This is a genomic window from Streptomyces sp. 71268, assembly GCF_029392895.1.
Classification (GTDB): Bacteria; Actinomycetota; Actinomycetes; order Streptomycetales; family Streptomycetaceae; genus Streptomyces.
Genome location: NZ_CP114200.1, coordinates 2,241,866 through 2,266,389 on the forward strand (window position 1 = coordinate 2,241,866; position 24,524 = coordinate 2,266,389).

Annotated in this window: 16 protein-coding genes; 2 read left to right on the forward strand and 14 right to left on the reverse strand. The window is 75.6% G+C overall.

The genetic code is table 11. The features are described 5' to 3' along the window. Window positions 1-4: 4 nt before the first annotated feature. Window positions 5-301, reverse strand: a complete 297-nt coding sequence (gatC, locus tag OYE22_RS08185) for an Asp-tRNA(Asn)/Glu-tRNA(Gln) amidotransferase subunit GatC (RefSeq protein WP_176164282.1) — start codon at window positions 299-301, stop codon at window positions 5-7. Between the two features lie 544 nt (window positions 302-845). Here gatC and OYE22_RS08190 point away from each other — a divergent pair. Next, window positions 846-1,223 (forward strand): VOC family protein, encoded by a 378-nt coding sequence (locus OYE22_RS08190; RefSeq protein WP_277319780.1) that lies wholly within the window; start codon window positions 846-848, stop codon window positions 1,221-1,223. 166 nt (window positions 1,224-1,389) lie between these two features. Here OYE22_RS08190 and OYE22_RS08195 read toward each other — a convergent pair whose 3' ends face one another. The 7 genes from OYE22_RS08195 to OYE22_RS08225 all read right to left on the reverse strand — a co-directional run bounded on the left by OYE22_RS08195 (window position 1,390) and on the right by OYE22_RS08225 (window position 11,326). Beyond that, window positions 1,390-3,549 carry a bifunctional diguanylate cyclase/phosphodiesterase gene (locus OYE22_RS08195; RefSeq protein WP_277319781.1) on the reverse strand — a complete coding sequence of 720 codons (2,160 nt, stop codon included), beginning with the start codon at window positions 3,547-3,549 and terminating at the stop codon, window positions 1,390-1,392. Window positions 3,550-3,744: 195 nt separating this feature from the next. After that, on the reverse strand, window positions 3,745-5,943 hold the full coding sequence (ligA, locus tag OYE22_RS08200; protein ID WP_277324044.1) for an NAD-dependent DNA ligase LigA: 2,199 nt from the start codon (window positions 5,941-5,943) through the stop codon (window positions 3,745-3,747). 136 nt (window positions 5,944-6,079) lie between these two features. Then, the gene (locus OYE22_RS08205; protein WP_277324045.1) at window positions 6,080-7,081 is read right to left on the reverse strand and encodes a methionine synthase; all 1,002 of its coding nucleotides are present in this window, start codon (window positions 7,079-7,081) and stop codon (window positions 6,080-6,082) included. A gap of 130 nt (window positions 7,082-7,211) precedes the next feature. Then, window positions 7,212-7,901: an SDR family oxidoreductase gene (locus OYE22_RS08210; protein WP_277319782.1), complete on the reverse strand. Its 690-nt coding sequence runs from the start codon at window positions 7,899-7,901 to the stop codon at window positions 7,212-7,214. 96 nt (window positions 7,902-7,997) lie between these two features. Continuing rightward, complete coding sequence (locus tag OYE22_RS08215) at window positions 7,998-8,540, reverse strand: TIGR00730 family Rossman fold protein (RefSeq protein ID WP_277319783.1); 543 nt, start codon at window positions 8,538-8,540, stop codon at window positions 7,998-8,000. 230 nt (window positions 8,541-8,770) lie between these two features. Further along, window positions 8,771-9,946 carry a tRNA 2-thiouridine(34) synthase MnmA gene (gene mnmA / locus OYE22_RS08220; RefSeq protein WP_277319785.1) on the reverse strand — a complete coding sequence of 392 codons (1,176 nt, stop codon included), beginning with the start codon at window positions 9,944-9,946 and terminating at the stop codon, window positions 8,771-8,773. Between the two features lie 210 nt (window positions 9,947-10,156). After that, window positions 10,157-11,326 (reverse strand): cysteine desulfurase family protein, encoded by a 1,170-nt coding sequence (locus OYE22_RS08225; RefSeq protein ID WP_277319786.1) that lies wholly within the window; start codon window positions 11,324-11,326, stop codon window positions 10,157-10,159. A 260-nt stretch (window positions 11,327-11,586) separates the two neighbouring features. On the opposite strand from OYE22_RS08225, the gene OYE22_RS08230 reads away from it, so the two are divergent. Next, on the forward strand, window positions 11,587-12,462 hold the full coding sequence (locus OYE22_RS08230; protein ID WP_277319787.1) for an alpha/beta fold hydrolase: 876 nt from the start codon (window positions 11,587-11,589) through the stop codon (window positions 12,460-12,462). Between the two features lie 121 nt (window positions 12,463-12,583). Here OYE22_RS08230 and OYE22_RS08235 read toward each other — a convergent pair whose 3' ends face one another. The 6 genes from OYE22_RS08235 to OYE22_RS08260 form a co-directional block, all read right to left on the reverse strand. Beyond that, window positions 12,584-13,195, reverse strand: a complete 612-nt coding sequence (locus OYE22_RS08235) for a hypothetical protein (RefSeq protein ID WP_277319788.1) — start codon at window positions 13,193-13,195, stop codon at window positions 12,584-12,586. Window positions 13,196-13,325: 130 nt separating this feature from the next. Continuing rightward, on the reverse strand, window positions 13,326-18,908 hold the full coding sequence (locus tag OYE22_RS08240; RefSeq protein WP_277319789.1) for a BTAD domain-containing putative transcriptional regulator: 5,583 nt from the start codon (window positions 18,906-18,908) through the stop codon (window positions 13,326-13,328). Then, window positions 18,905-20,167, reverse strand: a complete 1,263-nt coding sequence (locus tag OYE22_RS08245; protein WP_277319790.1) for a MoxR family ATPase — start codon at window positions 20,165-20,167, stop codon at window positions 18,905-18,907. The genes OYE22_RS08240 and OYE22_RS08245 overlap by 4 nt, the downstream gene beginning before the upstream one ends. A 238-nt stretch (window positions 20,168-20,405) precedes the next feature. Further along, window positions 20,406-22,667, reverse strand: coding sequence for a trypsin-like peptidase domain-containing protein (locus tag OYE22_RS08250; protein ID WP_277319791.1), 2,262 nt, complete (start codon window positions 22,665-22,667; stop codon window positions 20,406-20,408). Between the two features lie 15 nt (window positions 22,668-22,682). Further along, window positions 22,683-23,207, reverse strand: a complete 525-nt coding sequence (locus OYE22_RS08255) for a CU044_2847 family protein (protein WP_277319792.1) — start codon at window positions 23,205-23,207, stop codon at window positions 22,683-22,685. Between the two features lie 219 nt (window positions 23,208-23,426). Next, window positions 23,427-24,320: a thioesterase family protein gene (locus OYE22_RS08260; RefSeq protein ID WP_277319793.1), complete on the reverse strand. Its 894-nt coding sequence runs from the start codon at window positions 24,318-24,320 to the stop codon at window positions 23,427-23,429. Between the last annotated feature and the right edge of the window lie 204 nt (window positions 24,321-24,524).

The following is a 24,524-nucleotide window of genomic DNA, read 5'->3' on the forward strand; positions in this document are numbered from 1 at the left end:
GTGGTCACTCCTCCCCCAGAATCTGCGGAACCTTGAAACGCTGCTGCTCCTGGGCCGGGGCGCCGGACAGCGCCTCCTGCGGGGTCAGCGACGGGCGGACCTCGTCCGGCCGCATGACGTTGGTCAGCGGCAGCGGGTGGGAGGTCGGGGGGACGTCCTCGGTGGCGACATCGGAAACGCGGGCGACCGCGCCGATGATCACGTCGAGCTGTTCGGCGAAGTGGTCGAGCTCTTCGTCCTTCAGCTCCAGACGCGACAGCCGAGCGAGGTGGGCGACCTCCTCGCGCGTGATGCCAGGCATGCAGCGATCCTCTGGGTTCTTGGCTTGGGTTCGGGCTGGACTGTGGGTGAACGGGCTGGGTTCCTGAGCGTGGACCCGGGCGCCGCGTGACCGGAACCGGCCCGTGCGCCGGGTCGTGACGCGCGCCCAATCCTATGCGCCACGGACAGCACCCGACGAAGGGCTTATCCGACGACCCCCCGCACGGACGCCAACCGGCCCGCCTCAGGCCACCGCGCTCGCAACCACGAGCGGGACCGGGGGCGGCGCGGTGGAGCGATCGCTCGGGGCGTCGGGGGGCGCGGGGCAGGTCGCGGGGCCGTGGGTACGGGGGCGCGGGTACAGGGCGTCCCGGTGGCGGGATTACGCCGCCGCGCCGCCCGTGCGCGGTTTCCTCCTGGTGCCCTGGGCACCAAAAAGTGCGTTCTTCCACGTCAGGACCGTCCGTCCCTACGGTGTGCGAGGCGTCGGCCACCGCCGACGACCACCGCCCCTCCCCCTTGCCCCCTTGCCCCCTTGTCCCTGCCCCCGCACGCGCCACCGCGACTGAACCGCTGGGAGTCCCATGACCATCCTCAAGACGTACGCCCGCCTGTGGACCGACAGCCTGGACGACGCGCTGCCGCTGCTGCGCGAGTTGACGGGGGCCGAGCCCGACCTGCGGTTGGGGTTCGAGGCCGTCGAGCTGGCGGCCGTCGGCGACTTCCTCGTCATCGCCGGACCGGCCGACGAACGGGCCAAGTACGCGCACGCCTCCGCCACCGTCGTCGTCGCCGACCTCGACGCGTGCCAGGCCACGCTCACGGCCGCGGGCGCCACCCTCACCACGCCCCTGGCCTCGGGGCCGACCGGCCGCTTCCTCTACGCACGCCACGCCGACGGGGCCGAGGTCGAGTACGTCGAGTGGGTCCCGGAGCTGGTCCAGCGGATCATCCGCCCGTAACCCCCTCCACCCGCCTTCCTCCGCTCCCCCGCCCCGGACCGGCTCGGCTCGGCTGAGCCTGCCGCCCGGCTTGGCTCAGCCCGGTCCGGGGGGGGTGAGGGGCGGCGTGCGGCAGGCCCGCTACCTCAGGCAAAACGTTGCGGCAGCCGGCTGGCGCGGGCGGGGACTAGGTCACCGGCTGGTCCGCCTCCTTGCCCACCGACGCGGCCGGGGTCTTCTGTTCGGTCGACGCCGCCGGCACCGAGGGCTCGGCCGACGCCTGGAGGGCCTGGCCGCGTTCGACCTCCCGGTGCCAACCGCTCTTGCCACGGAGCTTGAGCCAGGCCGTCGTCTCCTCCGGCGGCATCGCCGCGGCCACGAGCCAGCCCTGCACCGCGTCGCAGCCCAGGTCGCGCAGCCGCTCCCAGGTCTCGTCGTCCTCCACGCCCTCCGCGACGACCAGCAGCCCCAGCGAGTGCGCCAGGTCGAGGGTGCAGCGGACGATCTCCGCGTCCTCGTTGTCCACTACCAGGCGGGCCACGAACGACCGGTCGATCTTCAGCTCGCTCACCGGCAGGCGGCGCAGGTGCACCAGCGAGGAGTAGCCGGTGCCGAAGTCGTCCAGCGACATCTTGACGCCGTGCCCGGTCAGGCCCGCCATCGTGTCGGCGGCCCGCTGCGGGTCCTCCAGCAGGACGTGCTCGGTTATCTCCAGTTGCAGCGCGCCGGGCGGTACGCCGTGTCGCGCCAGGCGCGCGGCGACCGCGCCCGCGAAGCCGGGGGTGTGCACGTCGCGCGGCGAGACGTTCACGGCGACCGGCACGTCGAGGCCGGCGGCACGCCACTGGGCGACCTGGCCGAGCGCGGTCTCCAACACGTACTCCGTCAGCTTGGGCATCAGGCCCGAGCTCTCGGCCATGGCGATGAACTCGTCCGGCGGCACCTTGCCCCGGTCCGGGTGCACCCAGCGCACCAGCGCCTCGAGGCCGGCGACGTGCCCGTCGAAGCCGACCTTGGGCTGGTAGTGCAGTTCCACGTCGCCCGCGTCCAGGGCGCGGCGCAGGTCGCCGAGGAGGCCGAGTCGGTCGGGCGTGTTGCCGTCCCGGCGCGCCTCGTAGACCTCGGTGCCGCTGCGGTCCCGCTTGGCCTGGTACATGGCGACGTCCGCGCGGCGCAGCAGGCCCTCCGCGTCGATCGCGTGGTCGGGGAAGACGGCGACCCCGGCGCTGGCCTCCAGGACCAGCGTGAGCCCGTCGAGGTCGAGGGGCGAGCCGAGGGCGGCGATGAGCGAGCGGGCGGCGCGCTGAGCGCTGGTCAGGGAGTCGGCGGTGGGCAGCAGTACGGCGAACTCGTCACCGCCGAGCCGGGCCACCTCGGCGCCACGCGGCAGCGCCAGCCGCAGCCGTTCGGCGATCTGCAACAGCAGCCGGTCGCCGGCGAGGTGGCCGAGGGTGTCGTTGACGGAGCGGAACCGGTCCAGGTCGATGAGGACGAGGGCCGAGCGGGTGCCGGCCCGCTCGGCCTCGTCCAGCGCCGACCAGGTGCGCTCCAGCAGCCACTGACGGTTGGGCAGCCCGGTCAGCGGGTCGCGGAGTTGTTCCTCGGCGCGGACCCGGGCGATCCACAGCGTGGAGTCGAGGGCTATCAGCGGCACCGCGAACAGCGGGAGCAGCATCGGGGTGTGCACGCCGACGACGACGATGAGCGGGGCGATGCCCAGGAGGGCGATGCCGACCAGCGCCTGGCGGACGATGGCGGTGCGCACGACGGTGCGCAGGCCGCCGCCGCGCGGCGCCATCGTGTACCAGAGCAGGGCCCGGGTCACCAGCAGGTAGGCGAAGGCGACCAGGGCGATGGGCGGGATGACGTACAGGTTCCACGCGTCGGGCTGCCAGGGGTGCTCCACCGAGGGGATGGTGCCGAGTCCGGCGAGGGCCAGGCCCGCGGCGCCGATGCCGAGGATGTCCACGGCGCCGTGCAACAGGGCCTGGCGCCAGCGGTGTCGGCGGGCCGCGCCGACCAGCACGACCACGGCCAGGCTGATGACGACGGCGGGCAGCCAGCCGTACAGCAGCAGGGCGGCCAGGGTGAGGGCGGCGCCGGAGCCGGTGCCGCCCCACCAGCGGTCACGGCCGAGGGCCACCAGATGGCCGACGATCGCCCCGGTCAGCACGGCCAGCGACCAGCCGACGGTGCCGCTCGGGAAGAGCGCGGTGTCGGTCCGCAGCACGCGGAAGACGCCCACGCCCAGCGCGACGGCGGCCAGCGCGACGACCACGACCGGTAAACCGGGGAGAGCGTTCCGCCACAACCGCGACACTGGGGCGGCGCTGTCGGTCGGTTTCATACCCGTCCCTCTCACAGCCGGCGGTGCCCGCGCCACGGCAGGCGCACATCTCAACAGTAGGCCGCACTAGGCTACGGGGAGCAGCGATCCACAGCGGTTGCCCGAATGCGCCCACGCTCTCCGTAACCATCCGATATGCGCTATGGGAGTGATGCCCGCCGACCCCGGCAGGGCCACCCCCAGAACGTCTGTGAACTATTCCGACCCGTCAGGTGGCGTGAGCGCAACCTCCCGGGCGGCATCGGGTCCCTGTTCCAGCAGCACGCCCAGACCCTGATCGTCCAGTACGGGCACCTTCGCCTGCATGGCCTTGTCGTACTTGGAGCCTGGGTTGTCACCGACGACCACGAAATGCGTCTTCTTGGAAACCGACCCGGTCACCTTCGCTCCCTGGTTCTGCAGAGCCTCCTTCGCGCCGTCCCGCGTGTACGACTGGAGCGTTCCGGTGACGACGACGGTCAGCCCGGCGAGTGGTCTGGGGCCCTCATCCTCGCCGGCCTCCTCTTCGAGGCGCACCCCCGCGGCCCGCCATTTCTCGACGATCTCCCGGTGCCACTCCTCGGCGAACCACTGCTTCACCGAGGCGGCGATGATGCCGCCCACCCCCTCGACCGCCGCCAGCTCCTCCTCGCTCGCCTCCGCGATGCGGTCGAGCGAGCGGAACTCGCGGGCCAACGCCTCGGCGGCCACCGGGCCGACGTGCCGGATCGACAGGCCGGTGATGACGCGGGCCAGCGGCCGTTCCTTGGCGGCCTGGATGTTCTCCAGCATGGACAGGGCGTTCTTCTTCGGTTCGCCCTTCTGGTTGGCGAAGAAGGTGACGACCTTCTCCTCGCCGGACTCCGGGTCGCGCTTGGGCAGGCCGCTGTCCGGGTCGAGGACGTGCGAACGGATGGGGAGCAGGGCGTCGATGTCGAGGTTGAACAGGTCGCCCTCGTTGCGCAGCGGCGGCTCGTCGGGTTCGAGCGGCTGGGTGAGCGCGGCGGCGGCCACGTACCCCAGGTGTTCGATGTCCAGGCTCTTGCGGCCGGCGAGGTAGAAGACGCGCTCGCGGATCTGCGCCGGGCAGTACCGGGCGTTGGGGCAGCGCAGGTCGATGTCGCCCTCCTTCATCGGCTGGAGCGCGGTGCCGCAGTCCGGGCACTCGGCGGGCATGACGAACTCCCGCTCGCTGCCGTCCCGCAGGTCGGCCACCGGGCCGAGGATCTCCGGGATGACGTCGCCCGCCTTGCGGAGCACCACGGTGTCGCCGATGAGGACGCCCTTGGCCTTGACGACCTCCTGGTTGTGCAGCGTCGCGAACTCCACCTCGGAGCCGGCCACCGTCACGGGCTCGACCACCGCGTAGGGCGTCACCCGGCCGGTGCGGCCGACGCCGACCCGGATGTCCACCAGCTTGGTGTTGACCTCCTCCGGCGGGTACTTCCAGGCGATCGCCCAGCGCGGCGCCCGCGAGGTGGAGCCCAGCCGCCCCTGGAGCGGGATCTCGTCCAGCTTGACGACCACGCCGTCGATCTCGTGCTCCACCGAGTGGCGCCGCCTGGGGTCGCCGAACCGGGCGATGAAGGCCCGTACGCCATCTGGTGTATCGACCACCTCGATGTGGCGCGAGGTGGGCAGACCCCATTCGCGGAGCAGCGCGTACGCGTGGGACTGACAGTCGATGTCGAAGCCCTCGCGGGCGCCGATGCCGTGCACCACCATGTGCAGCGGGCGGCTGGCGGTGACCTTGGGATCCTTCTGCCGCAGCGAGCCGGCCGCCGCGTTCCGCGGGTTGGCGAACGGCGGCTTGCCGGCCTCCACCAGGCCGGCGTTGAGCTCCTCGAACCGCTCCATCGGGATGAAGACCTCGCCCCGCACCTCGACCAGGGCGGGCACGCCCTCGCCGACCAGCCGGTCGGGGATCTCCGCGATGGTGCGCACGTTGGGCGTGATGTCCTCACCCGTGCGGCCGTCGCCCCGGGTGGCGGCGCGGGTCAGCCGCCCGTGCTCGTAGGTGAGGTTGACCGCGAGGCCGTCCACCTTCAGCTCGCACAGGAAGTGGTACGAGGCGTCCTCGCCGACGTCCTTGGCGATCCGGTCGGTCCAGGCGGCCAACTCCTCCTCGTCGAAGGCGTTGTCCAGGCTGAGCATCCGCTCGCGGTGCTCGACCTCGGTGAACTCCGTCTCGTACGCCCCCGCCACCTTCTGGGTCGGCGAGTCGGGCGTCCGCAGCTGCGGGTGCTCGGCCTCCAGCGCCTCCAGCGCGCGCAGCAGCTTGTCGAACTCCGCGTCGCTGATGACCGGCGCGTCCTTCACGTAGTACCGGAAGCGGTGCTCCTCGACCTCCTCGGCCAGGCGCTGATGCTTCTCCCGGGCCTCGGACGGCACCTCGGACCGCGCCTCGGCGGGCACCGCCACGCGCTCCCCGTCCGCCGCGCCCCCGGGCGCGCTCTCGCCTCCGGACACCGTTTCGCCAGCCACCGTCTCGACCTCCCGTAACCTCATCCGTCGACCGCCTCGCGGACACCACGCCGCGGGGCGGGCGTCATCACTCAGGGTTGTCCACGAGCGATGTCGCCGCCCGGACGCAGTGGTCCAACGCGGTTCGCGCGTACCTCGGCGAGGCGCCCGCGAGCCCGCAGGAGGGGGTGACCACCACGGACTCCGCGAGGGTCCCCGGCGACAGCCCCAACCTGCGCCACAGCGTCCTGACACCCATGACGCTACCGGCAGGGTCTGACAATGGCCCCGATTGCGGGTCCGTGCCCGGCAGCACACCGGCGAACAGCGTGAGGCCACCCTCGACCGCCTCGCCGATCGCTTCCTCCTCACGCTCCGTGACGAGCGAGAAGTCGAAGGAGACGCCCGCCGCCCCGGAGCGGTGCAGCAGGCCGAACGGGACCCCGGGCGCGCAGCAGTGCACGACCACGGGCCCGTCGTGCAGCGCGCACATCTCGCGCAGGGCGCCCTCGACCACCACCCGGTCGACGGCGGGGTGGGTGCGGTAGCCGCTGGCGGAGCGGACCCGGCCCTCCAGGACGGCGCGCAGCGACGGCTCGTCGAGCTGGAGCACCACGCGGGCGCCGGGCACCCGGCGTCGCACGTCGGCCAGGTGCGCGCGCAGCCCCTCGGCCAGCGACCCGACCAGGTCCCGGCAGGCCCCGGGATCGCTGAGCATGACCTCGCCGCCGCGCAGCTCCAGCGCGGCGGCCAGCGTCCAGGGCCCGACGGCGGACACCTTGAGCGTCCCGGTGTAGCCCTGGGTGTACTCCTCCAGCGCGTCCAGGTCCTCGCCGAGCCAGGACCGCGCGCGCCGGGTGTCACGGCCGGGGTGGTCGCCGATCCGCCAGCCGCTGGGCTCCACGCGCGCGTACAGCTCCACGAGCATTCCGGCGGTGCGCCCGATCATGTCCGCGCCGGGGCCCCGTGCCGGCAGCTCCGGCAGGTACGGCAGCCGCTCCAGCGACCCGGTCACGGTCCTGGCGGCCTCCCGGACGTCCTCGCCCGGCATGGAGCCGATGCCGGTCGCGGCGCCCGCGCCCCAGCTCATCTCGTCGTTCTCGCTCACACTCACGCAGGAAGCGTACGAGGCGCGGGGCGCGGCGCCGTCGCCCCGTACCGGTACGGTGCGCGCCGTGGCCACCGGCCGGCTCGGCGCGCCCGCCCGGGCCCGGGTGGGGTCAGGCGCTGGGGCGGACCGACAGGTCGGTGATCTCCGCGTCGCGCGGCAGGTCCAGGGCGGTGAGCAGGGTGGTGGCCACCGACTCGGGGGTCATCCAGCGCTCCGGGTCGTACTCCTTGCCCTCCTGCTGGTGCACCTTGACCTGCATGGGCGTCGCGGTGCGGCCCGGGTAGACGGTGGTGACCCGGATGCCGTTGCCGCTCTCCTCCCAGCGCAGCGCGTCGGCCAGCGCCTTGAGGCCGTGCTTGCTGGCCGCGTACGCGCTCCACTGGGCGTTGGCGCGCAGCCCCGCGCCCGAGTTCACGAACACCACGTGCCCCTTGGCCAGCCGGAGCTGGGGCAGCAGCAGGCGGGTGAGTTCGGCCGGCGAGACGAGGTTGGCGGCCAGTTGCTGGTTCCACGCCTTGGGGGTGAGGTCACCGACGTCGCCGAGTTCCACGACGCCGGCGATGTGCAGCAGCGAGTCGAGGCGTTCGGGCACCTGCTGGTGGCTGAGGGCCCAGGACAGTCGCTCCGGCTCCGCCAGGTCGCCGACGAGCGTCCTGGCCCCGGGGTAGCGCTCCGCCAACTGCTTCGCCCGCCCGGCGTCGCGCGCCAGCAACCACAGCTCGTCGCCGCGTGCGCACAGTCGCTCCGCGACGACGGTGCCGATGCCCGAGCCTGCTCCGGTGATCAGATGCGTACCCATGCGGCGATCCTAACGACGGTTGCCGGGTGACCGGGGCGCCTGGGGGGGGGCGGGGCACCCCGGGGGACGGGGCGGGGCGCGGGCGGCCCGGGTGTGCTACGGCTGGACGCCCGCCTGCTCCTCCAGGTAGGCCAGCGCGCCCACCCCGTCCTCGGCGAAGAAGACGAGGTCGGTGAGCGGAATCGGCAGGAAGCCCTCCTGCTCCATCCGCTGGAGCTGCCGCTTGAGGCCGTCGTAGAAACCGGCCGCGTTGAGCAGTACCACCGGCTTGGTGTGCAGGCCGTGCTTCTTCAGCTCCAGGATCTCGGTCGCCTCGTCCAGCGTGCCGGTGCCGCCCACCATGATCACGATCGCGTCGGCGCGTGCGAGGAGCTGTGCCTTGCGCTCGGCCAGGTCCCTGGTGATCAGCATCTCGTCGGCGTTCTGCCGCGCCTTGTCGCGGAGGAACTCCACCGAGACGCCGACCAGTCGCCCGCCGTGCTCCTGCACCCCGTCGGCCATGACCTTCATCAGGCCGGCCTCCGAACCGCCCCAGACCAGCGTGTGGCCGCCCTTGCCGAGCAGCTCGGCGAACTCGCGGGCCGGTGTGACGTAGCGCTCGTCGAGGTCGGCGGCGGAGCAGAAGACGCAGATGTTCATGCCCGCCACTGTACGAGAGCCCGTCCGAGCCGGCGTTCGAAGCCCGGCCGACCGTTCACCCCGCCCGGCCGGCGGGCCGGGCGGGGTCGGTCGGGTCCGGCATCCGCCCCGTACGGCGCGCCGTGCGGCCGGTACGGGGCGGGAGGACGGGGCGCCGAGGAGCTGGGCGACGGGGCTCTGTGGGCGGCGGGCGGGCCGGCGGCCGCTCGGGCCGCCGGGCCGCCACACGCTCAGGCCGCCGGGTCGGCGGACGCCGTGGCCGCCGGCGCCGCGCGCTCCGTGCTGGCGATCGTCGCCGAGCCCACCACCCGCGTGCCGTCGTAGAGCACGATCGCCTGGCCCGGCGCCACGCCCCGTACCGGCGCGTCGAAGCGCACCTCCAGCACGTCGCCCACCAGCTCCGCCGCGACCGGCGTCTCGCTGCCGTGCGCGCGGAGCTGGGCGGTGTACGTGCCGGGGCCGGTCGGCGGGGTGCCGCACCAGCGGGGCTTGATCGCGCTGAGCGAGGCGATGTCGAGCGCGCCGGCCGGGCCCACCGTGACGGTGTTGTTCACCGGGGAGATGTCGAGCACGTAGCGCGGCTTGCCGTCGGCGGCCGGGACGCCGAGGCGCAGGCCCTTGCGCTGGCCGATGGTGAAGCCGTACGCGCCCTCGTGGGTGCCCAGCTTCGTGCCGTCCTCGTCGACGATGTCGCCCTCGGCCGTGCCGAGCCGCTTGGCCAGGAAGCCCTGCGTGTCGCCGTCGGCGATGAAGCAGATGTCGTGGCTGTCGGGCTTCTTCGCGACCGCGAGGCCGCGCCGCTCGGCCTCCGCGCGGATCTCGTCCTTGGTGGTGAGGGTGTCGCCGAGGGGGAACATCGCGTGCGCGAGCTGCCGGTCGTCGAGGACGCCGAGCACGTAGCTCTGGTCCTTGGCGAGGTCGGAGGCGCGGTGCAGCTCGCGGGTGCCGTCGTCGCGGGTGACGACGGTGGCGTAGTGGCCCGTGCACACGGCGTCGAAGCCGAGCGCGAGCGCCTTGTCGAGCAGCGCCGCGAACTTGATCTTCTCGTTGCAGCGCAGGCAGGGGTTGGGCGTGCGGCCGGCCGCGTACTCGGCGACGAAGTCCTCGACCACGTCCTCCCGGAACCGCTCGGCCAGGTCCCAGACGTAGAAGGGGATGCCGATGACGTCGGCGGCACGGCGCGCGTCGCGTGAGTCCTCGATGGTGCAACAGCCGCGCGCGCCGGTGCGGAACGACTGCGGGTTGGCGGAGAGCGCGAGGTGCACGCCGGTCACCTCGTGCCCGGCCTCGGCGGCCCGCGCGGCGGCGACGGCGGAGTCGACGCCGCCGGACATCGCGGCGAGCACACGGAGGCGACGGCCATCGCGCGGAGCGGAAGGATCGGGGGCGCCCGGGAAGTCAGTCATAGCCGTTCCAGGGTACGGGTGCGCCAGCCGGTACGTCGCCGCGATTCGGCCCCACCGCGCTCCGTGCCCACACCCGCCCCGCCCCGTAACGGGGCGACGGGGCGACGGGGCGACGGGGCGACGGGGCGACGGGGCGACGGGGCGACGGGGCGACGGGGCGACGGGGCGACGGGGCGACGGGGCAGGATGCCGGGTCGGGACGCGCCGTCGCTAGCTGAGCCCCGCCGTGCGGGCGCGGGCGACCGCGGGGCCGATGGCCGCCGCCACCGCTTCCACGTCCGCCTTCGTGGAGGTGTGCCCGAGGGAGAACCGCAGCGTGCCGCGGGCCAGTTCCGGGGGCGAGCCGGTGGCGAGGACCACGTGGCTGGGCTGCGCGACGCCCGCGGTGCAGGCGGAGCCCGTGGAGCACTCGATGCCCTGCGCGTCGAGCAGCAGCAACAGGGAGTCGCCCTCGCACCCGGGGAAGGAAAAGTGCGCGTTGGCGGGCAGTCGGCCCGCCGGGTCCGGGTCGCCGCCCAGCACCGCGTCCGGGACAGCCTCCGTGACCGCCGCGACGAGCGCGTCCCGCAGTCCGCCGATCTCGTGCGCGAACTCCTCGCGACGCGCGGCGGCCAGCTCGCCGGCCACCGCGAACGAAGCTATGGCGGGCACGTCCAGCGTGCCGGAGCGCACGTGCCGCTCCTGACCGCCGCCGTGCAGCAGCGGCACGGGCGCGTACGAGCGGCCGAGGAGCAGCGCCCCGATCCCGTACGGGCCGCCGATCTTGTGGCCGGTGACCGTCATCGCGGCCAGCCCTGAGGCCGCGAAGTCCACCTCGACCTGGCCGAACGCCTGCACCGCGTCGGCGTGCAGCGGAACGTCGAACTCTCGCGCCACCTCGGCCAGTTCGGCGACCGGCATGATCGTGCCGATCTCGTTGTTGGCCCACATCACGGTGGCCAGCGCCACGTCCGACGGGTCGCGGGCGATGGCCTCGCGCAGCGCGTCCGGGCTGACCCTGCCGTGCCCGTCGACCGGCAGCCACTCCACGCGCGCGCCCTCGTGCGTGGCGAGCCAGTCCACCGCGTCGAGCACGGCGTGGTGCTCCACGGGGCTGGCGAGCAGCCGGGTGCGGGCCGGGTCGGCGGCGCGGCGGGCCCAGTAGAGGCCCTTGACGGCGAGGTTGTCGGCCTCGGTGCCGCCCGCGGTGAACACCACCTCGCTGGGGCGGGCGCCCAGCGCGGCGGCGAGCGACTCGCGGGACTCCTCCACGGTGCGGCGCGCCCGCCGCCCCGCGGCGTGGAGGGAGGAGGCGTTGCCGGTGACGGCGAGCTGGTCGGTCATCGCCCGCACCGCCTCCGGGAGCATCGGAGTGGTGGCGGCGTGGTCGAGGTAGGCCATGATGCGTCGATTCTACGAGCCGGGGCGGCGCGCACGAGAGGCGCGTGGGGGCGCACGGCATTGGCACGCGCGGGCGCGTCCGACGGCACGCGGAGTCGCTCCAGGTGAGGCCGGGCAACGGCGTAGGTCATCGGATGCGCCGCCCGCGCCCCGGAGCGCGCACGTGGCCGCCCGAGCGGCCGGCGGCGCGGGGGCGGGCGGCCACGCCGGCGCCGCGTCGATCTCGACGCCCCATGTCATGAGTGTTTAGCATTACGGTCATGACATGGGACCTGGACCGCACCTTCCACTCCTCCTCCGGCACCGTGCGGTGGGCGGAGCTGGGCGACCCCGGCGCGCCGCCGGTCGTACTGCTGCACGGCACGCCGTTCTCCTCGTACGTCTGGCGCGGCGTGGCCCGCGCCCTGGCCGACCGGTACCGGGTGCTGGTCTGGGACATGCCGGGGTACGGCGCGTCCGAGCAGCGTGCGGGGCAGGACGTGTCCCTGGCGGCGCAGGCGACCGTGTTCACGGAGTTGCTGGCGCACTGGGGCCTGTCCGTCGGCGAGCGTGACGGGGTCGACGCCGCCGCCCCCTCCTCCGCCCCGTACGTCGTCGCGCACGACTTCGGCGGCTGCGTCGCGCTCCGCGCCCACCTGCTGCACGGCGCCGCCTACCGGGCGCTGGCGCTCGTGGACGCCGTGGCGCTGGCCCCGTGGGGCACGCCCACGTACCGGCTCCTGGGCGAAAACGCCGCCGTCTTCGAACAGTTGCCGCCCGCCCTGCACCGGGCGATGGTCCGCGAGTACGTCGCCTCCGCCAGCGCGCCGGGGCTGCGTCCGGACGTCCTCGACCGCCTGGTCGCCCCGTGGTGCGGCGCGGCGGGACAGCCCGCCTTCTACCGGCAGATCGCCCAGAACGACCAGCGGTTCACCGACGAGATCCAGGGCCGGTACGGCGAACTGCGGTTGCCGGTGCTGGTGTGTTGGGGCGCCGACGACATGTGGATTCCCGTCGCGAAGGGGCACGAGTTGGCCGCGCTCGTACCCGGGGCGCGCCTACGGCTCATCGAGGGCGCGGGCCATCTGGTCCAGGAGGACGCCCCCGCCGAGCTGACCGCCGCGCTCACCGGGTTCCTGCGCGACCAAGGCGCCTGACTCCTCCGCCTCGTCCGCCCCGCCCCCGAACCCGGCCCGCCGAGCCCCCGACCGCCCGCGACGGGGCGACGGGGCGACGGGGCGACGGGGCGACGGGGCAGGATGCCGGGTCGGGGCGCGGCTACCGGGCGGCGAGGGTCGCGCAGAGATCCTCGTACGGCCCGTACAGCCCCAGCAGCTTCTTCGCCGTGCCCGCGGTCCCCTCGTCGGCCGGGCTGATGCGCACCGACATGTAGCCACGGCTGACGAGCCACTTGCCGGCCGGCTGGTCGTGCGCGTGGAAGCCCGTCGCCCAGTTGTCGCCGCTCATGACGTAGACGTCGGAGCGGGGGTAGGCGGGGTAGGTGATGGTCGCCGTTCCCGAGACCTCGCGCTCCACCGTCTTTCCGGTGTCCAGGTTGGTCGCGCGCAGCACCAGGGGGCCGTCCTCGACGGCGAACACGGGGCGCCCGGCGCCGTCGGTCCAGGTGCGCAGCCGCAGTTCGCTGACCGGGAACTCGGCGCGGGCCCGGAACGGGCAGACCTCGCCCGCCGGGTACTCGTAGGGCCTGGACTCCGGGTGGGTGACGACGGGGCCCTGGAGGCCGGCGGTCCGCGCCCCGTCCGGCGCGCCGTGCCGCGGCGTCCGGTCGGCGTCGGCGGCGCCCGCCGTGCCCGCCGCCCCGGCCGTCAGCGCGGCGGCCAGGGCGACTGCGGCGGCCCCGTAGCCGCCGCGTCGGAATGCGTTCCTCATGGTGTCCTCCGTCGGTTTCCGGTGTCGGATGGCCCGCTCTCCCGGCCTCGGTGGTGATGCGTTGCCCGGCTGGGCTCGCGGCCCGCCGTACGCGGGCCGTACGGCGCTCCAGTCCCCTCATACCGCGCGCTCACCGCGCGCTCCCGCGCCGGCGCGACGCCCGGTCCGGGGCGCCGTCCGGCGCGCCGTGCGCCTGGAGGTCGGCCAGCAGGTCGGCGACCGTGTCCGCCTCGCGGGCGCCCAGCGTCTGGTAGACGTCGAACGCCTGCACCCAACAGGTCACGGCCCCCCGGGGACGGCCCTGGCGCCGCATGGCCCGGCCGAGGACCACCAGGGCGTCCGCGCGGCGCCAGTCGCCGCCGTGCCGGTCGAAGGTGGCGACGGCCTGGTTGGCCAGTTCGACCGCGGTGCCGGCGTCCCCCGTGGCGAGCCGCGCCTCGGCGATCCTGGCGCGGGTGCTGGCCTCGGCCACGTACCGGCCGGCGCCCGCGAAGAGGTCCAGCGCACGCTGGAGCGCCGGCAGCGCGTCCGAGGGGCGCCCGTCGGCGGTCAGCGCGCAGCCCAGGGCGTGGGAGGCGTGCGCGACCGCGAGGCCCCGCCCCGTCGGGAGCGTGCCGGCCGACGGGGCGGGTGCGCCGGACGGGGCGCGGCCGGCCCGCTCCGCGATGTCCAGGGCGTGTTCGGCGAGTTCGCGCGCCTGGTCGGGCCGGCCGCGCGAGAGGAGGACGCGGGACCGGTCGGCCCACACCCGCGCCAGGCCGGACAGGTTGCCGTCGCTCTCGTAGGCCCGCTCGGCCAGCTCCAGGAGCTTCTCGGCCTCGGCCAGGCGGCCCAGGCTGTACACGGCGGCGGCCCGCTCGTGCGGGGCCAGCGCCTGGACGACGGGGTCGGGCGGGTCCGCGGCGTTCGCGTACTGGTGCATCGCCTGCGCCGCCGCGCGCTCCGCCGCGGGGAAGCGGCCCGCCCGGTTGTGCGCGTGGGCCAGCGCCGCCAGGGCGCGCTGCCGCACGGCCTGGGTACGGGTTCCGCTCGCCGGCAGGGAGAGGGCCTCGACGCTCTCGGTGAAGTGCCGGGCGTACGCCTCGTCGTCGGCCAGCGCCCGGGCGGCCAGCGCCAGGTCGGCCAGGCGTTGGAGCAGGGCCGCCGAGACGCGGCCGGGCTGCGCCGCGCGGCGCAGCACGCGCAGCAGTCGGGGCGCCTCGTCGCGCAGCCACCGCGCCGGGGGTTCGACGTGGCGCGCCGCCGCCCGGTCGAGCCGCGCGCCGTGGGAGGTCAGGTGCCGGGGCAGGGTGTCGCCCGGATCGAGGTGGCGCAGCGTGGCGGCGCCGGCGATCAGGTAGCGGTCGGCCAGGCGCAGCACGGCGGCGTCGCTCTCGCGCCCCGCCAGGTGCTTGCTCGGCGCGTCCGCCGCGCCGAAGCCGTGCTTGGCCAGCTCCTGCTGGGCGTAGAGGAGGGCCAGGGCGTTGAAGCGGTACCGGTCGCGGTCCTCGCGGTGCAGCAGGGACGCGGAGGCCAGCGCGTCCAGCAGGTCCTCCGCCACGAGCTGCGTACGGTCGAGGAGCGCCGCCGAGCTGAACCGGCTGATCTCGTCGTGGTCGAGCACGGACAGCAGGCAGAAGGCGCGTCGCCGCTCCGTGCTCAGCCGGCGGAAGGTCTGCTCGAAGCCGGCGGCGACCGAGAGGTCACCGACGCGCAGCCCGGTCAGCCGGTACGCGGGGGCCGCGAGCCGGTCGGCCAGCCGGGTCAGGGGCCAGGGGAAGCGTTGGTGCTGCCGGCGCACCAGCTCGCCGGCGATGCGCAGGGCCAGCGGCAACCCGCCGCAGTACCGGAACAGCCGGTGCGCCCCGTTGGCGTCCTGAACCACCCGCGCGCGCCCGAGCAGGCGCGCCAGGAAGTCCAGCCCCTCCCGCTGGCTGAACTCGCGCAGCGCCACCCACGGCACCCGTTCCGGCGCGGCGTGCGTCCTGCGGCTGGTGACGATGGCGGCGCAGCCGGGGGCGTCCGGCAGCAGCGGCGCCGCCTGCGCCCAGCCGTGCGCCCGGTCGATGACCACGAGCACCCGCCGCCCCTCCAGCATCGCCTGGTACCGCGCGTGGCGCGCCCGCGTGCCGTACGGGATGTCGTCCGGCGCGGCCCCCAGGGCGAGCAGCAGGGCCTCCAGGACGCGGCCGATGGCGGGCCTGCCGCGTTCGCCGCCGTGCAGGTCCACGAAGAGCCGCCCGTCCGGGAAGGCCAGGGCGAGTTCGTGCGCGGCGGCCAGGGCGAGCGTGGTCTTGCCGATGCCGCCCAGCCCGCCGATGCCGCAGACCGGCGCCGTGTGCCCGGTTCCGCGCAGCGCGCCCCGCAGCTCGGCGAGGTCCGCCTCGCGGCCGACGAAGTGGGCCGGCGGCGCGGGGAGTTGGACGGAGAGGCGGGGCCCCGGGCCGCTGGGCGCGCGGGGGTCGGGGGCGGGCACGTGGGCGCCGCGCAGGATGCGCTCGTACAGGTCCTGTACCTCGGTCGTGGGCTCCATGCCGAGTTCGTCGGAGAGCAGCCGGTGGCAGTTCCGGTAGGCGGCGACGGCCTCGGCCGTGCGTCCCGCGCGGTGCAGCGCCGTCATCAGCAGGTGGTACAACGGCTCGCGCAGCGGGTGCCGCGCGACCAGGGCGGCGAGTTGGGGGACGGTCTGGTCGACGCGGCCCAGGGCGAGGTCGAGGCCCAGCGCGCGTTCCTGGAGTTCGAGCCGCCACTCGGTGAGCCGCGCGCGCTCGGCGGCGGCGAACGGGCCCGGCACCTGCGCCAGCGGCTCGCGGTCGCTCCGCCACCGCTCCAGCACCTCGCCGAGCAGGGCGCGCGCCGCGCGCCGGTCCCCGCGCCGCAGCGCCTGGTCCGCCCCCGCCTCACGGAGCTGGAACTCGCCGACGTCGGTGCGTACGTCGCCGTCCAGTACGTAGCCGTCCGGGCCGGCGCCGCGCAGCACTTCCGCCCCCACGGTGCGGCGGAGCTGGGCCACGTAGCTGTGGATGACGGCCGGTGTCTGCGCCGGTTGTTGGGCGCCCCACAGCGCCGTCGCGGCCTCGTGCACGGTGACCGCGCGCCCCTTGCGGAGCAGCAGCAGGCACAGCAGCGTCTGCTGACGGGGCCAGCGGGGAGACACCTCGACCTCGTCGCGCCAGGCGCGTACGGGGCCGAGCAGTTCGAAGCGCAACCGGTCGGCCCGTACCGGCTCCACGAGCGGCGGTGGCGGCTGGCCCGCCCCGTCGGACGGCGCCTCGACATCCGTCCCGTCCGGCAGCGCCTCGGCGTCCGCTCCGTCCGGCGTCGGCTCGCCCGCTCTGTCGGGTCGCGGCGGAGGCCCACCGGGGGGCGGGGCCCGGCCGGTTTTCGGGGCGACCGGGGCCGGGTCGGTGGGGGCCGGGGCGGTGCGATCCGCGTCGTACGGGCCGCGCTTCGCCGGGTCCGACGGCGCCGCCCCGGCCACGGGGAGCTGGGGTTCGACGGATGTGCGCGTGAGGGAGCGGTGCCCACCGAGCACGGGCACGTCGGTCCGGACAGCGGCGGCCTCGGTACGTAGGGCGGGGCCGGGCTCGGCCGCCGGGAGGCCGAGCCGCTCGCAGACCGGGCCCACGAGCACGGCGAACGCCCGGGCGGTGCCCGTGAGGCGCAGCAGGCCCTCCGGGTCGGCCATCAGGGCTGGGAAGTTGGGCAGGCTACCCAGGTACGGGGCCAGGGCGCGGCCCACCGCCTCGACGATCTCGATGGAGCGCTCGACGCCCAGGGCGCTGAAGAGGAGTTCGCGCACCCCGTCGGCGAAGTCGTACACGGGCTGGGCGGCGTCGGCCGGGACCAGGCGGCGGGTCAGCGCCTCGATCTCCGCAACCCGCGCGGCGGTCGGCGAGGCCGGGGTGAGCTGGGTGAGGAGGCCGCCGAGTTGCACCTCCGCCACCTGGGCGGCGGTCGCCTCGGGCAGCACGGCCGACCTGACCAGGTGCATGACGGGCGTGGTCAGCGGGCGAACCGCGGAGAGCCGGACCGCCAGCCGGTACGCCTCCGGTGAGAACGTGCTCCGAAACCGCTCGATCCGCTCCTCGGCGGACAGCCCCACCGCCCCGGCGCCGGGCCCGCCCCCTGACGGCGTCCCGCGTGACGCCGCCCCGCGTGACCTGGCCCCCGGCGACGTGGCCCGCCACGGCTCGACCGGCCCGCCCGCGTCCGGCGCGAGCAGCGCACCCGTCTCCGGCGCGACCAACGTCCCCGGGTACGCCGACAGGCCGCGCCGGACCGCGTCCGGCTCGGCCGGGCCCGGTCCGGCCTCCGGCGCGGACAGCTCAGGCGCGAGGGGTGGCGGACCGGCGGGCGCCGCCCGGCGCGCCGCCGCGCCCGCCACACCCGGCGCACGCTCCATCGGCACCAGCACCGTCTCGACGTGGCGCGGGGTGCCCGGTCGGGTCTGGAGGGCGACCCACGGCGCCAGCGCGGCCGGCGCCAGCCGCAACACCGGCAGCGCCACGTGGTGTTCGGCGCTCGGATCGCGCTCGCCGGTGAGCGGGTCGGCCACGCCGAGCCGGTGCGCCGGACTGAGCGGCGCCGTGGCGGTGAGCAGTCGCGGCTGGGCGTCGAGGCCACTGCCCCGCCACAGCCGGCGCGGCAACGCGTGCAGCACGGCCACGGGGCCCCACCGGTGCTGCGCGAGGAGGGCGCGCAGGGTACGCGGATCGCGCCAGGCCGGGTGCACGCCGTCGGTGAGGATGAGGACGACGGCGCCGGGCCCGTCGGCCATGGACGGGGCGCGCCGCCCCCGGGCCCCGGCCCGCGCCGGGTCGAACCGCTGCTGCCGTACGGACCGGAAGGCGCCGCTGCGTCGCAGCACCGCCCGTACCTCGGCGGCGATCGGGTGCCACACCCGCATGGAGGGCGACCGGTCGACCCAGAGCACGGCCGTCAGGGCGCGTTCGGGGACCGCCGTGGTCACCAGGTCGAACAGCCCCGTCTCGGCGGTGAGCCGCACCGTGGCCTCGATGTCGGTGACGGTGCGCTGCGGGTGGTCGTGGTAGCGGGTCAGCGGGCGCAGCGCACGCGCCAGCCGCTGCGCCTCGGGCAGCATCCGCCCGCCCGGTACCCGGCTCCCCCGCGCGCCCCGCCCGGCCCCGTCGCCGCCCGCGCTGCCGTGGCTGAACAGGGCGCGCCGTGGTGGTCGCTTCCCGCCGGACGGGGCGGCGGGGCCGGCCCCCGTCGTATCCGGCGCCGACGGCGGTGCGCCGGTCGGCGGCGCGGCCAGCCCGCCGGGCCCGGGCAGCGGGACGGCGCCCCGTGCGCCCGCCCCGTCGGGCTCCGGGGCCGCCGGCCACCCGGCCGACGCGCCGCGCGCGGGCCCCACGGGGGCGTCGGCGGGGGTGTTGCCGGGGAGGGTGTCGCGGCCGTCCTCGGGGGCGTGGCCCGGCCGTGGCTCTTCGGCGTCGGCCTCGGGGGCGGGTCCGGCGGATGGGTCGGACAGGGCGGACGGGGCGGGTACGGCGCGGTGATCGGGCGGGGCAGGGTTGGACGGGGCGGGGTCGGACGGGAGGGAGTCGGGCGGCGGGGGCGCGGCCGGTGGGGCGGGGTCGGGCGCGGCCTGGCGCGCGTCGCTCCGCTCGGCGTCCGCGATGACCTGGGCCAGCCACAGCACGTCGAGCAGCTCGTCGGCGCCGGGTTCGTACCCCACGCCGACGAGCGCCTGCCGCAGCCGGTCGATCACGTCGGTAACGTCTCGTCGAGCCGGTGCATGACGGCCGCGAGGAGCTGGTCCCGACTCATGTCGGCGCCCGCGATGCGCAGGTGGACCGCGGCCAGGAGCTGGTCGGTGGCCAGGGTCTCGGTGGCGGAGCGGCGCAGGAACGCGGCGATGAGGTCCTCCGCCTTGGCCAACGCCACCTCGCCCAGGCTGCCGCGGACGATGTCGCGCAGGCGGTCGGCGTCCGGGTCAGGCAGGTCGAGGCGGACGCAGCGGCGCAGGAACGCGGGGGGAAAGTCGCGCTCCCCGTTGCTGGTCATGACCACGATGGGGAAGTGCGTGCAGGCGACGACGCCGCGTCGCACCCTGGCCCGCTCCCGTCCCCCGCTGACCAGCACGTCCACATCGCGCTGCTGCTCGGGCAGCCGGGCCAGCTCGGGGATCTCGAACTCGCCCTCCTCCAGGACCACCAGCAGGTCGTTGGGCAGGTCGATGTCGGCCTTGTCGAGCTCGTCGATGAGCAGCACGCGCGGCCGGTGCGCGGCGGCCAGCGCCGTGCCGAGCGGGCCGAGCCGCAGGTACTGGCCGATGTCCGGCTCCGGGGCCGCGGCCCGGTAGCCCGAGGCCCGGCGGCCGGCGTGCAGCGCTCCGTGCGCGCCGCCCCGCGCGCCACGGAGCGCGCGGGCGCCGGTGCCCTTGCCGCGCGGGCCGGCGCCGCCACGCATGCTGCCCCGTGCGGCGGCGGCCCCCATCGCGCGCTCGCGGCGCAGCGACGCCTCGCGCAGCCTGCCTACCGCGTCGTACCGGTAGAGGGCGTCCGCCAGGGTGGCGCGGCTGTTCACGGACCAGCGCAGCACCGGGCCGAGCCCGAGTTCGCGGGCGATGGCGTGGGCCAGTTCGGACTTGCCGGTGCCGGGGCGCCCGGTGACCAGCAGCGGGCGGTGCAGGTGCAGGGCGGCGTTGACGATGGCGATCTCGTCACGGCCCATCAGGTACGGCGGCGTGGGGCCGGCGTGCCGGGTGGTAGCGAACCGGCGCCAGGGCGGCGGCTGCGGCAGCGCCGCGGGGCCCCGGAAGGCCCACCACCTCTCGCCCGACGTCCCCGCCGCCCCGCCCTCCGGTGAACGTGCCTCCGGGGAGCCGGCCTCCGTGGCCGGCTGGTTGGGCACGTTCGGCTCGTTCGGCTCGTTCACCTCGCCCGCCCCGTTCGGCTCGTTCACCTCGTGCGGACGATCCGCGCCCGGTTCGCTCTGGGCACTGCCCGATCCGGCTGGTGGGGCCACGGCGTACTCTCCTTGATCGTCGTGGGCGTGAGCGTGGGCGGGGGCGCCGGCAGGGGCCAGGGCCCGGAACGACGGGACCGTCGTGGCCAGCGCGGAACGGCGTGGCCGGGCGCCGGGCGCACGAGGGGCGCGGGAGCGCGGGCGGCGCGCGGCGCGTGGACGGGGCCCGGGCGGCGCGGACGGGCACCGGGCGGGCGGCCAGGGGCGCGCGCCACGCCCCGGGGCTGGCGGTGGCCGGTCATGACGCCGGCTCCGCGAGGACCCAGGGCTCCGGGGCGAGCGGCGGGGGCCGGTGGTCGGGCGGGTCGTGCAGCAGCGACAGTTGGCCACCCCGGTGCGTCGGGATGCCGGGCTCGGCCATCGCCTTGGCCCGCTCCAGCCGTACCGCCTCGGGCACCCCGCGCGGTTCGGTGCCCTCCAGCACGCTCGACAGGTCGAGGCCGACCTGCTCCCCGTGGTCCGTACGGTGCCAGAGCACCGTGTGCACGCCGGCCTGTACGCACTGCCGCAGCAACTGGCCGTGCCGCGCCGGGTCGCAGCACAGCACGACGGTGCCCACGTCCGGGCGGACCTCCAGGTTGGCCCGCGCCACCTTGTGGTCGGCGTACTTCTCGCCGAAGACCAGGCGTCCGGCGCTGGCCAGTGCGGCCGTGCGGCGCTTCCACCCCGCGTAGCACTCGCGCGTCCTGCTCGTGGTGCGCACGACCAGGCGTCGGGTCAGCCCCGGTACGAACGCGCCGCCCTCGTCCCCCTCGTCGGACTCCCAGGTGTCGATGGCCAGCCCCAGCCACTCGGGCGCGACGAAGAACTCCACGAGCGCCGTCTCGGGGTCCTCGCGCACCTCGGTGCGCAGCACCCGCCGGATGTCCTCGACCACCCGGGTGCTGGCGGCGTCGCGATCCTGCACCACGACGAGCCTGGGCTGCGCGCCGGCGTCCCAGGCCCATATCTGGTACGTGAAGAGCTTGCTGCCGCCGGTGGGCAACAGCTCGATCTGGACCCGAGGCACGGCCCGACCCAGCCGCCCGGCGCCGCCACCCGCCCCGTCCACGGGCGGCGGCGGAGCCGGCGGCGGCTTCGCCGCGACGCCGCGGTCCGCCACGTCCGCCTGGAACTGGCACACCGCGGCCCACGGCACGCCCATCCGGCGCGCCACCCGCTCCGTCCACGCCTGGAGGTCCTCGGTGAGCAGGTCCGCGGTCTGCCGCTCCGCGCCCGCCACCAGGACGACCGCGCGCAGCAGCGGCGGCACGGGCTGGCTGTCCGTCGGCTCGTACGCCTCCAACACGTCGATCACGTCGGCCAGTCCGGACAGCGCCCGCGGCTCCGCGTCGTAGGGCAGTACGGCGGCGAGCAGGGCGTCCGGCGTCGCCTGGCGGCAGCGGGCGAGCAGCCCGGCCAGGTCGCGCCGTTGGTCCAGGGTCAGGCACTCGGTGGGGCTCACGATGCGCGCGGCCCTGCGCAACCGCTCCCACGCCGCCCCGGCCACGCCCACCGCACCGGCCACCCCCACCGCACCGGCCACCCCCACCGCACCGGGCGCGCCAGCCGTACCGCCGTCGGGCGCGAGGGTGCCGCGGGCGGCTTCGAGGAGTTCGGGCACGCCGCGCCGGCTGCCCACGGCGAGCCGTACCAGGCGCGCGTGGTCGGTGCCGAGGTCGCGCGCGGGGAACCCGAACCGCGCCGCGAGCCACCGCTCGCACTGCGCCACCGACGCCGGCGTGGCGAGCACGTCCTCCAGCGCGGCGAGGAGTTGCTGCACGCCGCGCCGGGCGGCGGGCACCCGCAGTGGCGGCATGCGGGGCAGCTCCGACTCGATCGCCGGCAGGCTGATGCCATAGACGACAGCCGGCGACCGGTCCTGGTGCCCGCCGGCGCCGGCGCCGGCGCGCGCCCGCACGGCCTGCGCGTCCTCGTGGACGGCCACCACCAGCCCGACCACCGCCTGGCGCGCGCGGTCCCACAGCGGGCCGCCGCTGTACCCGGCGCTCACGCCCACCCCGCCGACGACGTCCAGCGCGACCCACGGGGCGGCCACCACGCGCGGCCTGGCCCGGATCGTCGTCGCCGGGTTCCCGCTGGCCCACAGCGCGACGACCTCGCGCTCGCAGTCGTGGAGCTGGAACGGCGCCGGCTCGGCGCCCGGCGGAACGCTCCCCTCCAACCGGAGCACCGCGAGATCGCCGTGGTGCGCGAGCCGCCCGGGTACCACCGGCGCGCGGCCGGTGGCGTCCGCGCGCGGGGGCCGCCACCCGCCTGGCTCCACCCGGGCGCTCACCTCACGCTCCCGGTCCACCAGCGGAAAGGCCAGCCGCAGCAGGGCGTCACGGGGCGGGGCCGCCTGGTCGAACTGGCCCCGGCCCAGAGCACTGTTGACGACGTGCGCGCAGGTCAACACCAGGTCGTCGGCGATCAACACGCCGGCACCGACCGGCCCACCGTTGCCGAGCACCGAGACGAACGCGGCGTGCAGCGCGGCGTCCTCCACGTCAGCGTGCATGTCGATCACGCTGCCTTACGCGGACGTCGAGCCGAGGTTCCAGGTGGCGGAGACCGAGAAGTTGGCCTCTCCCTTGCCGGTGAAGACGCCGAGGCTGAGATCGGTACCGAGGGTGACGCCGAACTGCACCGTCACCTCGTCCGGGCGGCGCGGTGAGTCCGCGAGAGAGGTGTGGATGCTCTCCAACACCCCACTCAGCGGGCGCAACGCGTTCGCCAGCGCCTGCCCGCCCGCGGACAGGGCGCGCGCGGTCCTGCTGTCGACGCTGACCGCGCGGGCCCCGCCGAACCCCGAGGGCAGTTCGAGGTCAGGCTCGGGCGGCTGACCGTACGGGCCGTCGGGCGCGCCGTCACGGTCATCGGCACCGCCGTCCCCGTGGTCACCGCCGTCACCGCTCTCAGAACCGTGAGCGGAGTCCGGCGCCCCGCCGCCCGTCGCCCCCGCCGGGCCGACGGGCGCTGGGCGCGCCCCGTCGGCGACCGGAGTGAGACGCAACCAGGCGACGGTGCCGTCGTCAAATGTCAGAGCGAGGTCCCCCATGGCGATCAGTGTGGCACGCGGAGCCGGGCGCCGGGAGCGTACGAACGCCTCGTTCCGCGCCCCCGAACCCGCCGCGCACACCCAGCCGAACCACCACGCCCCACACGTCTCACACGCCTCAACTATCGCCGCCGTGAGGGGAGGTGAACGCCCATCAGACAGTCGGGGCTCGCAGCCGCGCTCCGGTGCGCGGTCGCCCCGTGCGGAGCGCGGCCGCCGCTAGCCCAGCTTCACCCGGGCCAGTTGGCGGGCCTGCGCGACGAGTTGGTCCGCGCTGTCCCAGACCTGGACGTCCTCCTCCAGGAAGCCGCCGGCCAGGTTGCGGGTGGTGATGGCGACGCGCAGCCGACCGGGGGCGGGACGGCGGCGGACGTGCGCGGTCAGCTCCACCGTGGGCACCCAGCCACTCAGCCCGAGGTCGAACGCGGTGGGCGGCAACGCGTCCACGGTCAGCAGCAGCGACAGCGGGTCGGGGTCCCTGCCGTCGGCGAGCCCGAACCAGGCCCGCATGTCGCCGACCCCGCTGGGCTGGCCGACCGCCCAGCCCGCGGTCGCCGGGTCGAGGCGCATGTCGAACCGGTCCACTATCTCGGAGCTGTCGCTGAGCGGCACCTCGCCGTCGGGGGCGTCGTCCGCGCCGAGGCAGTGTTCGTACGGGGGCATGGCCGGCGGCGTGGCGGTGGTGCGCACGTCGTTGGGCAGCGCGTCCAGGTGTCCGTAGGTGGCCAGCACGCGGATGCGCTCCACCTCGGCCCCGTCCTCGTCGAACTGGACGAGGGACGCCTGACCGGTGGAGAGGGTGCGACCAGTACGGACCGTCTCGGTGCGGATCACGGCGGGCCCGGGCTGCGAGGCGGTCAGGTAGTGCGCGGTGATCGAGAACGGGTCGGGGTGCGGCAGGGTGTCGCCGAGCGCCCGGCCGAGCACGGCCAGCAGGTAGCCGCCGTTCAGCGCCTTGAGGATGCTCCAGCGTGCGGAGAGGTCGGCGTCGTAGGTCGCGGTGACCGCGGCGGAAGGAGCGCCGGACTCGGCGGCGGAGCCCGTCCCGGGGGCGCGGCGGGTCACCGTCGTGTCCCGGTCGAACTCGCTGTTACCGATGGTTGCCTGTGCCATGGAAAGCACCGTACACGCCAAAATTACCGACGGGTAGGTTCCTCCGGGCCCGGTTCGCCCACCCCTCCCCCGGCCCCCGCCCACTCCCACCCTCCGGCGGCCCCACGCCCCGTGTCGGTCTCCGTGCCCCGTACACCCCCGCCCCGTGCCCCGTGCCCCGTACGCGATCACCGTCCCGCGCCCCGTGCCCCGCGCGCCGTGCCC

What these genes read in the sequence shown, in the direction of transcription:
- gatC (WP_176164282.1), bottom strand. Translation starts at nt 301, where the DNA reads ATGCCTGGCATCACGCGCGAGGAGGTCGCCCACCTCGCTCGGCTGTCG.
- OYE22_RS08195 (WP_277319781.1), bottom strand. Translation starts at nt 3,549, where the DNA reads ATGAAACCGACCGACAGCGCCGCCCCAGTGTCGCGGTTGTGGCGGAAC.
- OYE22_RS08190 (WP_277319780.1), top strand. Translation starts at nt 846, where the DNA reads ATGACCATCCTCAAGACGTACGCCCGCCTGTGGACCGACAGCCTGGAC.
- OYE22_RS08250 (WP_277319791.1), bottom strand. Translation starts at nt 22,667, where the DNA reads ATGCACGCTGACGTGGAGGACGCCGCGCTGCACGCCGCGTTCGTCTCG.
- OYE22_RS08215 (WP_277319783.1), bottom strand. Translation starts at nt 8,540, where the DNA reads ATGAACATCTGCGTCTTCTGCTCCGCCGCCGACCTCGACGAGCGCTAC.
- OYE22_RS08225 (WP_277319786.1), bottom strand. Translation starts at nt 11,326, where the DNA reads ATGGCCTACCTCGACCACGCCGCCACCACTCCGATGCTCCCGGAGGCG.
- OYE22_RS08255 (WP_277319792.1), bottom strand. Translation starts at nt 23,207, where the DNA reads ATGGGGGACCTCGCTCTGACATTTGACGACGGCACCGTCGCCTGGTTG.
- OYE22_RS08230 (WP_277319787.1), top strand. Translation starts at nt 11,587, where the DNA reads ATGACATGGGACCTGGACCGCACCTTCCACTCCTCCTCCGGCACCGTG.
- OYE22_RS08210 (WP_277319782.1), bottom strand. Translation starts at nt 7,901, where the DNA reads ATGGGTACGCATCTGATCACCGGAGCAGGCTCGGGCATCGGCACCGTC.
- OYE22_RS08260 (WP_277319793.1), bottom strand. Translation starts at nt 24,320, where the DNA reads ATGGCACAGGCAACCATCGGTAACAGCGAGTTCGACCGGGACACGACG.
- mnmA (WP_277319785.1), bottom strand. Translation starts at nt 9,946, where the DNA reads ATGACTGACTTCCCGGGCGCCCCCGATCCTTCCGCTCCGCGCGATGGC.
- OYE22_RS08205 (WP_277324045.1), bottom strand. Translation starts at nt 7,081, where the DNA reads ATGAGCTGGGGCGCGGGCGCCGCGACCGGCATCGGCTCCATGCCGGGC.
- OYE22_RS08235 (WP_277319788.1), bottom strand. Translation starts at nt 13,195, where the DNA reads ATGAGGAACGCATTCCGACGCGGCGGCTACGGGGCCGCCGCAGTCGCC.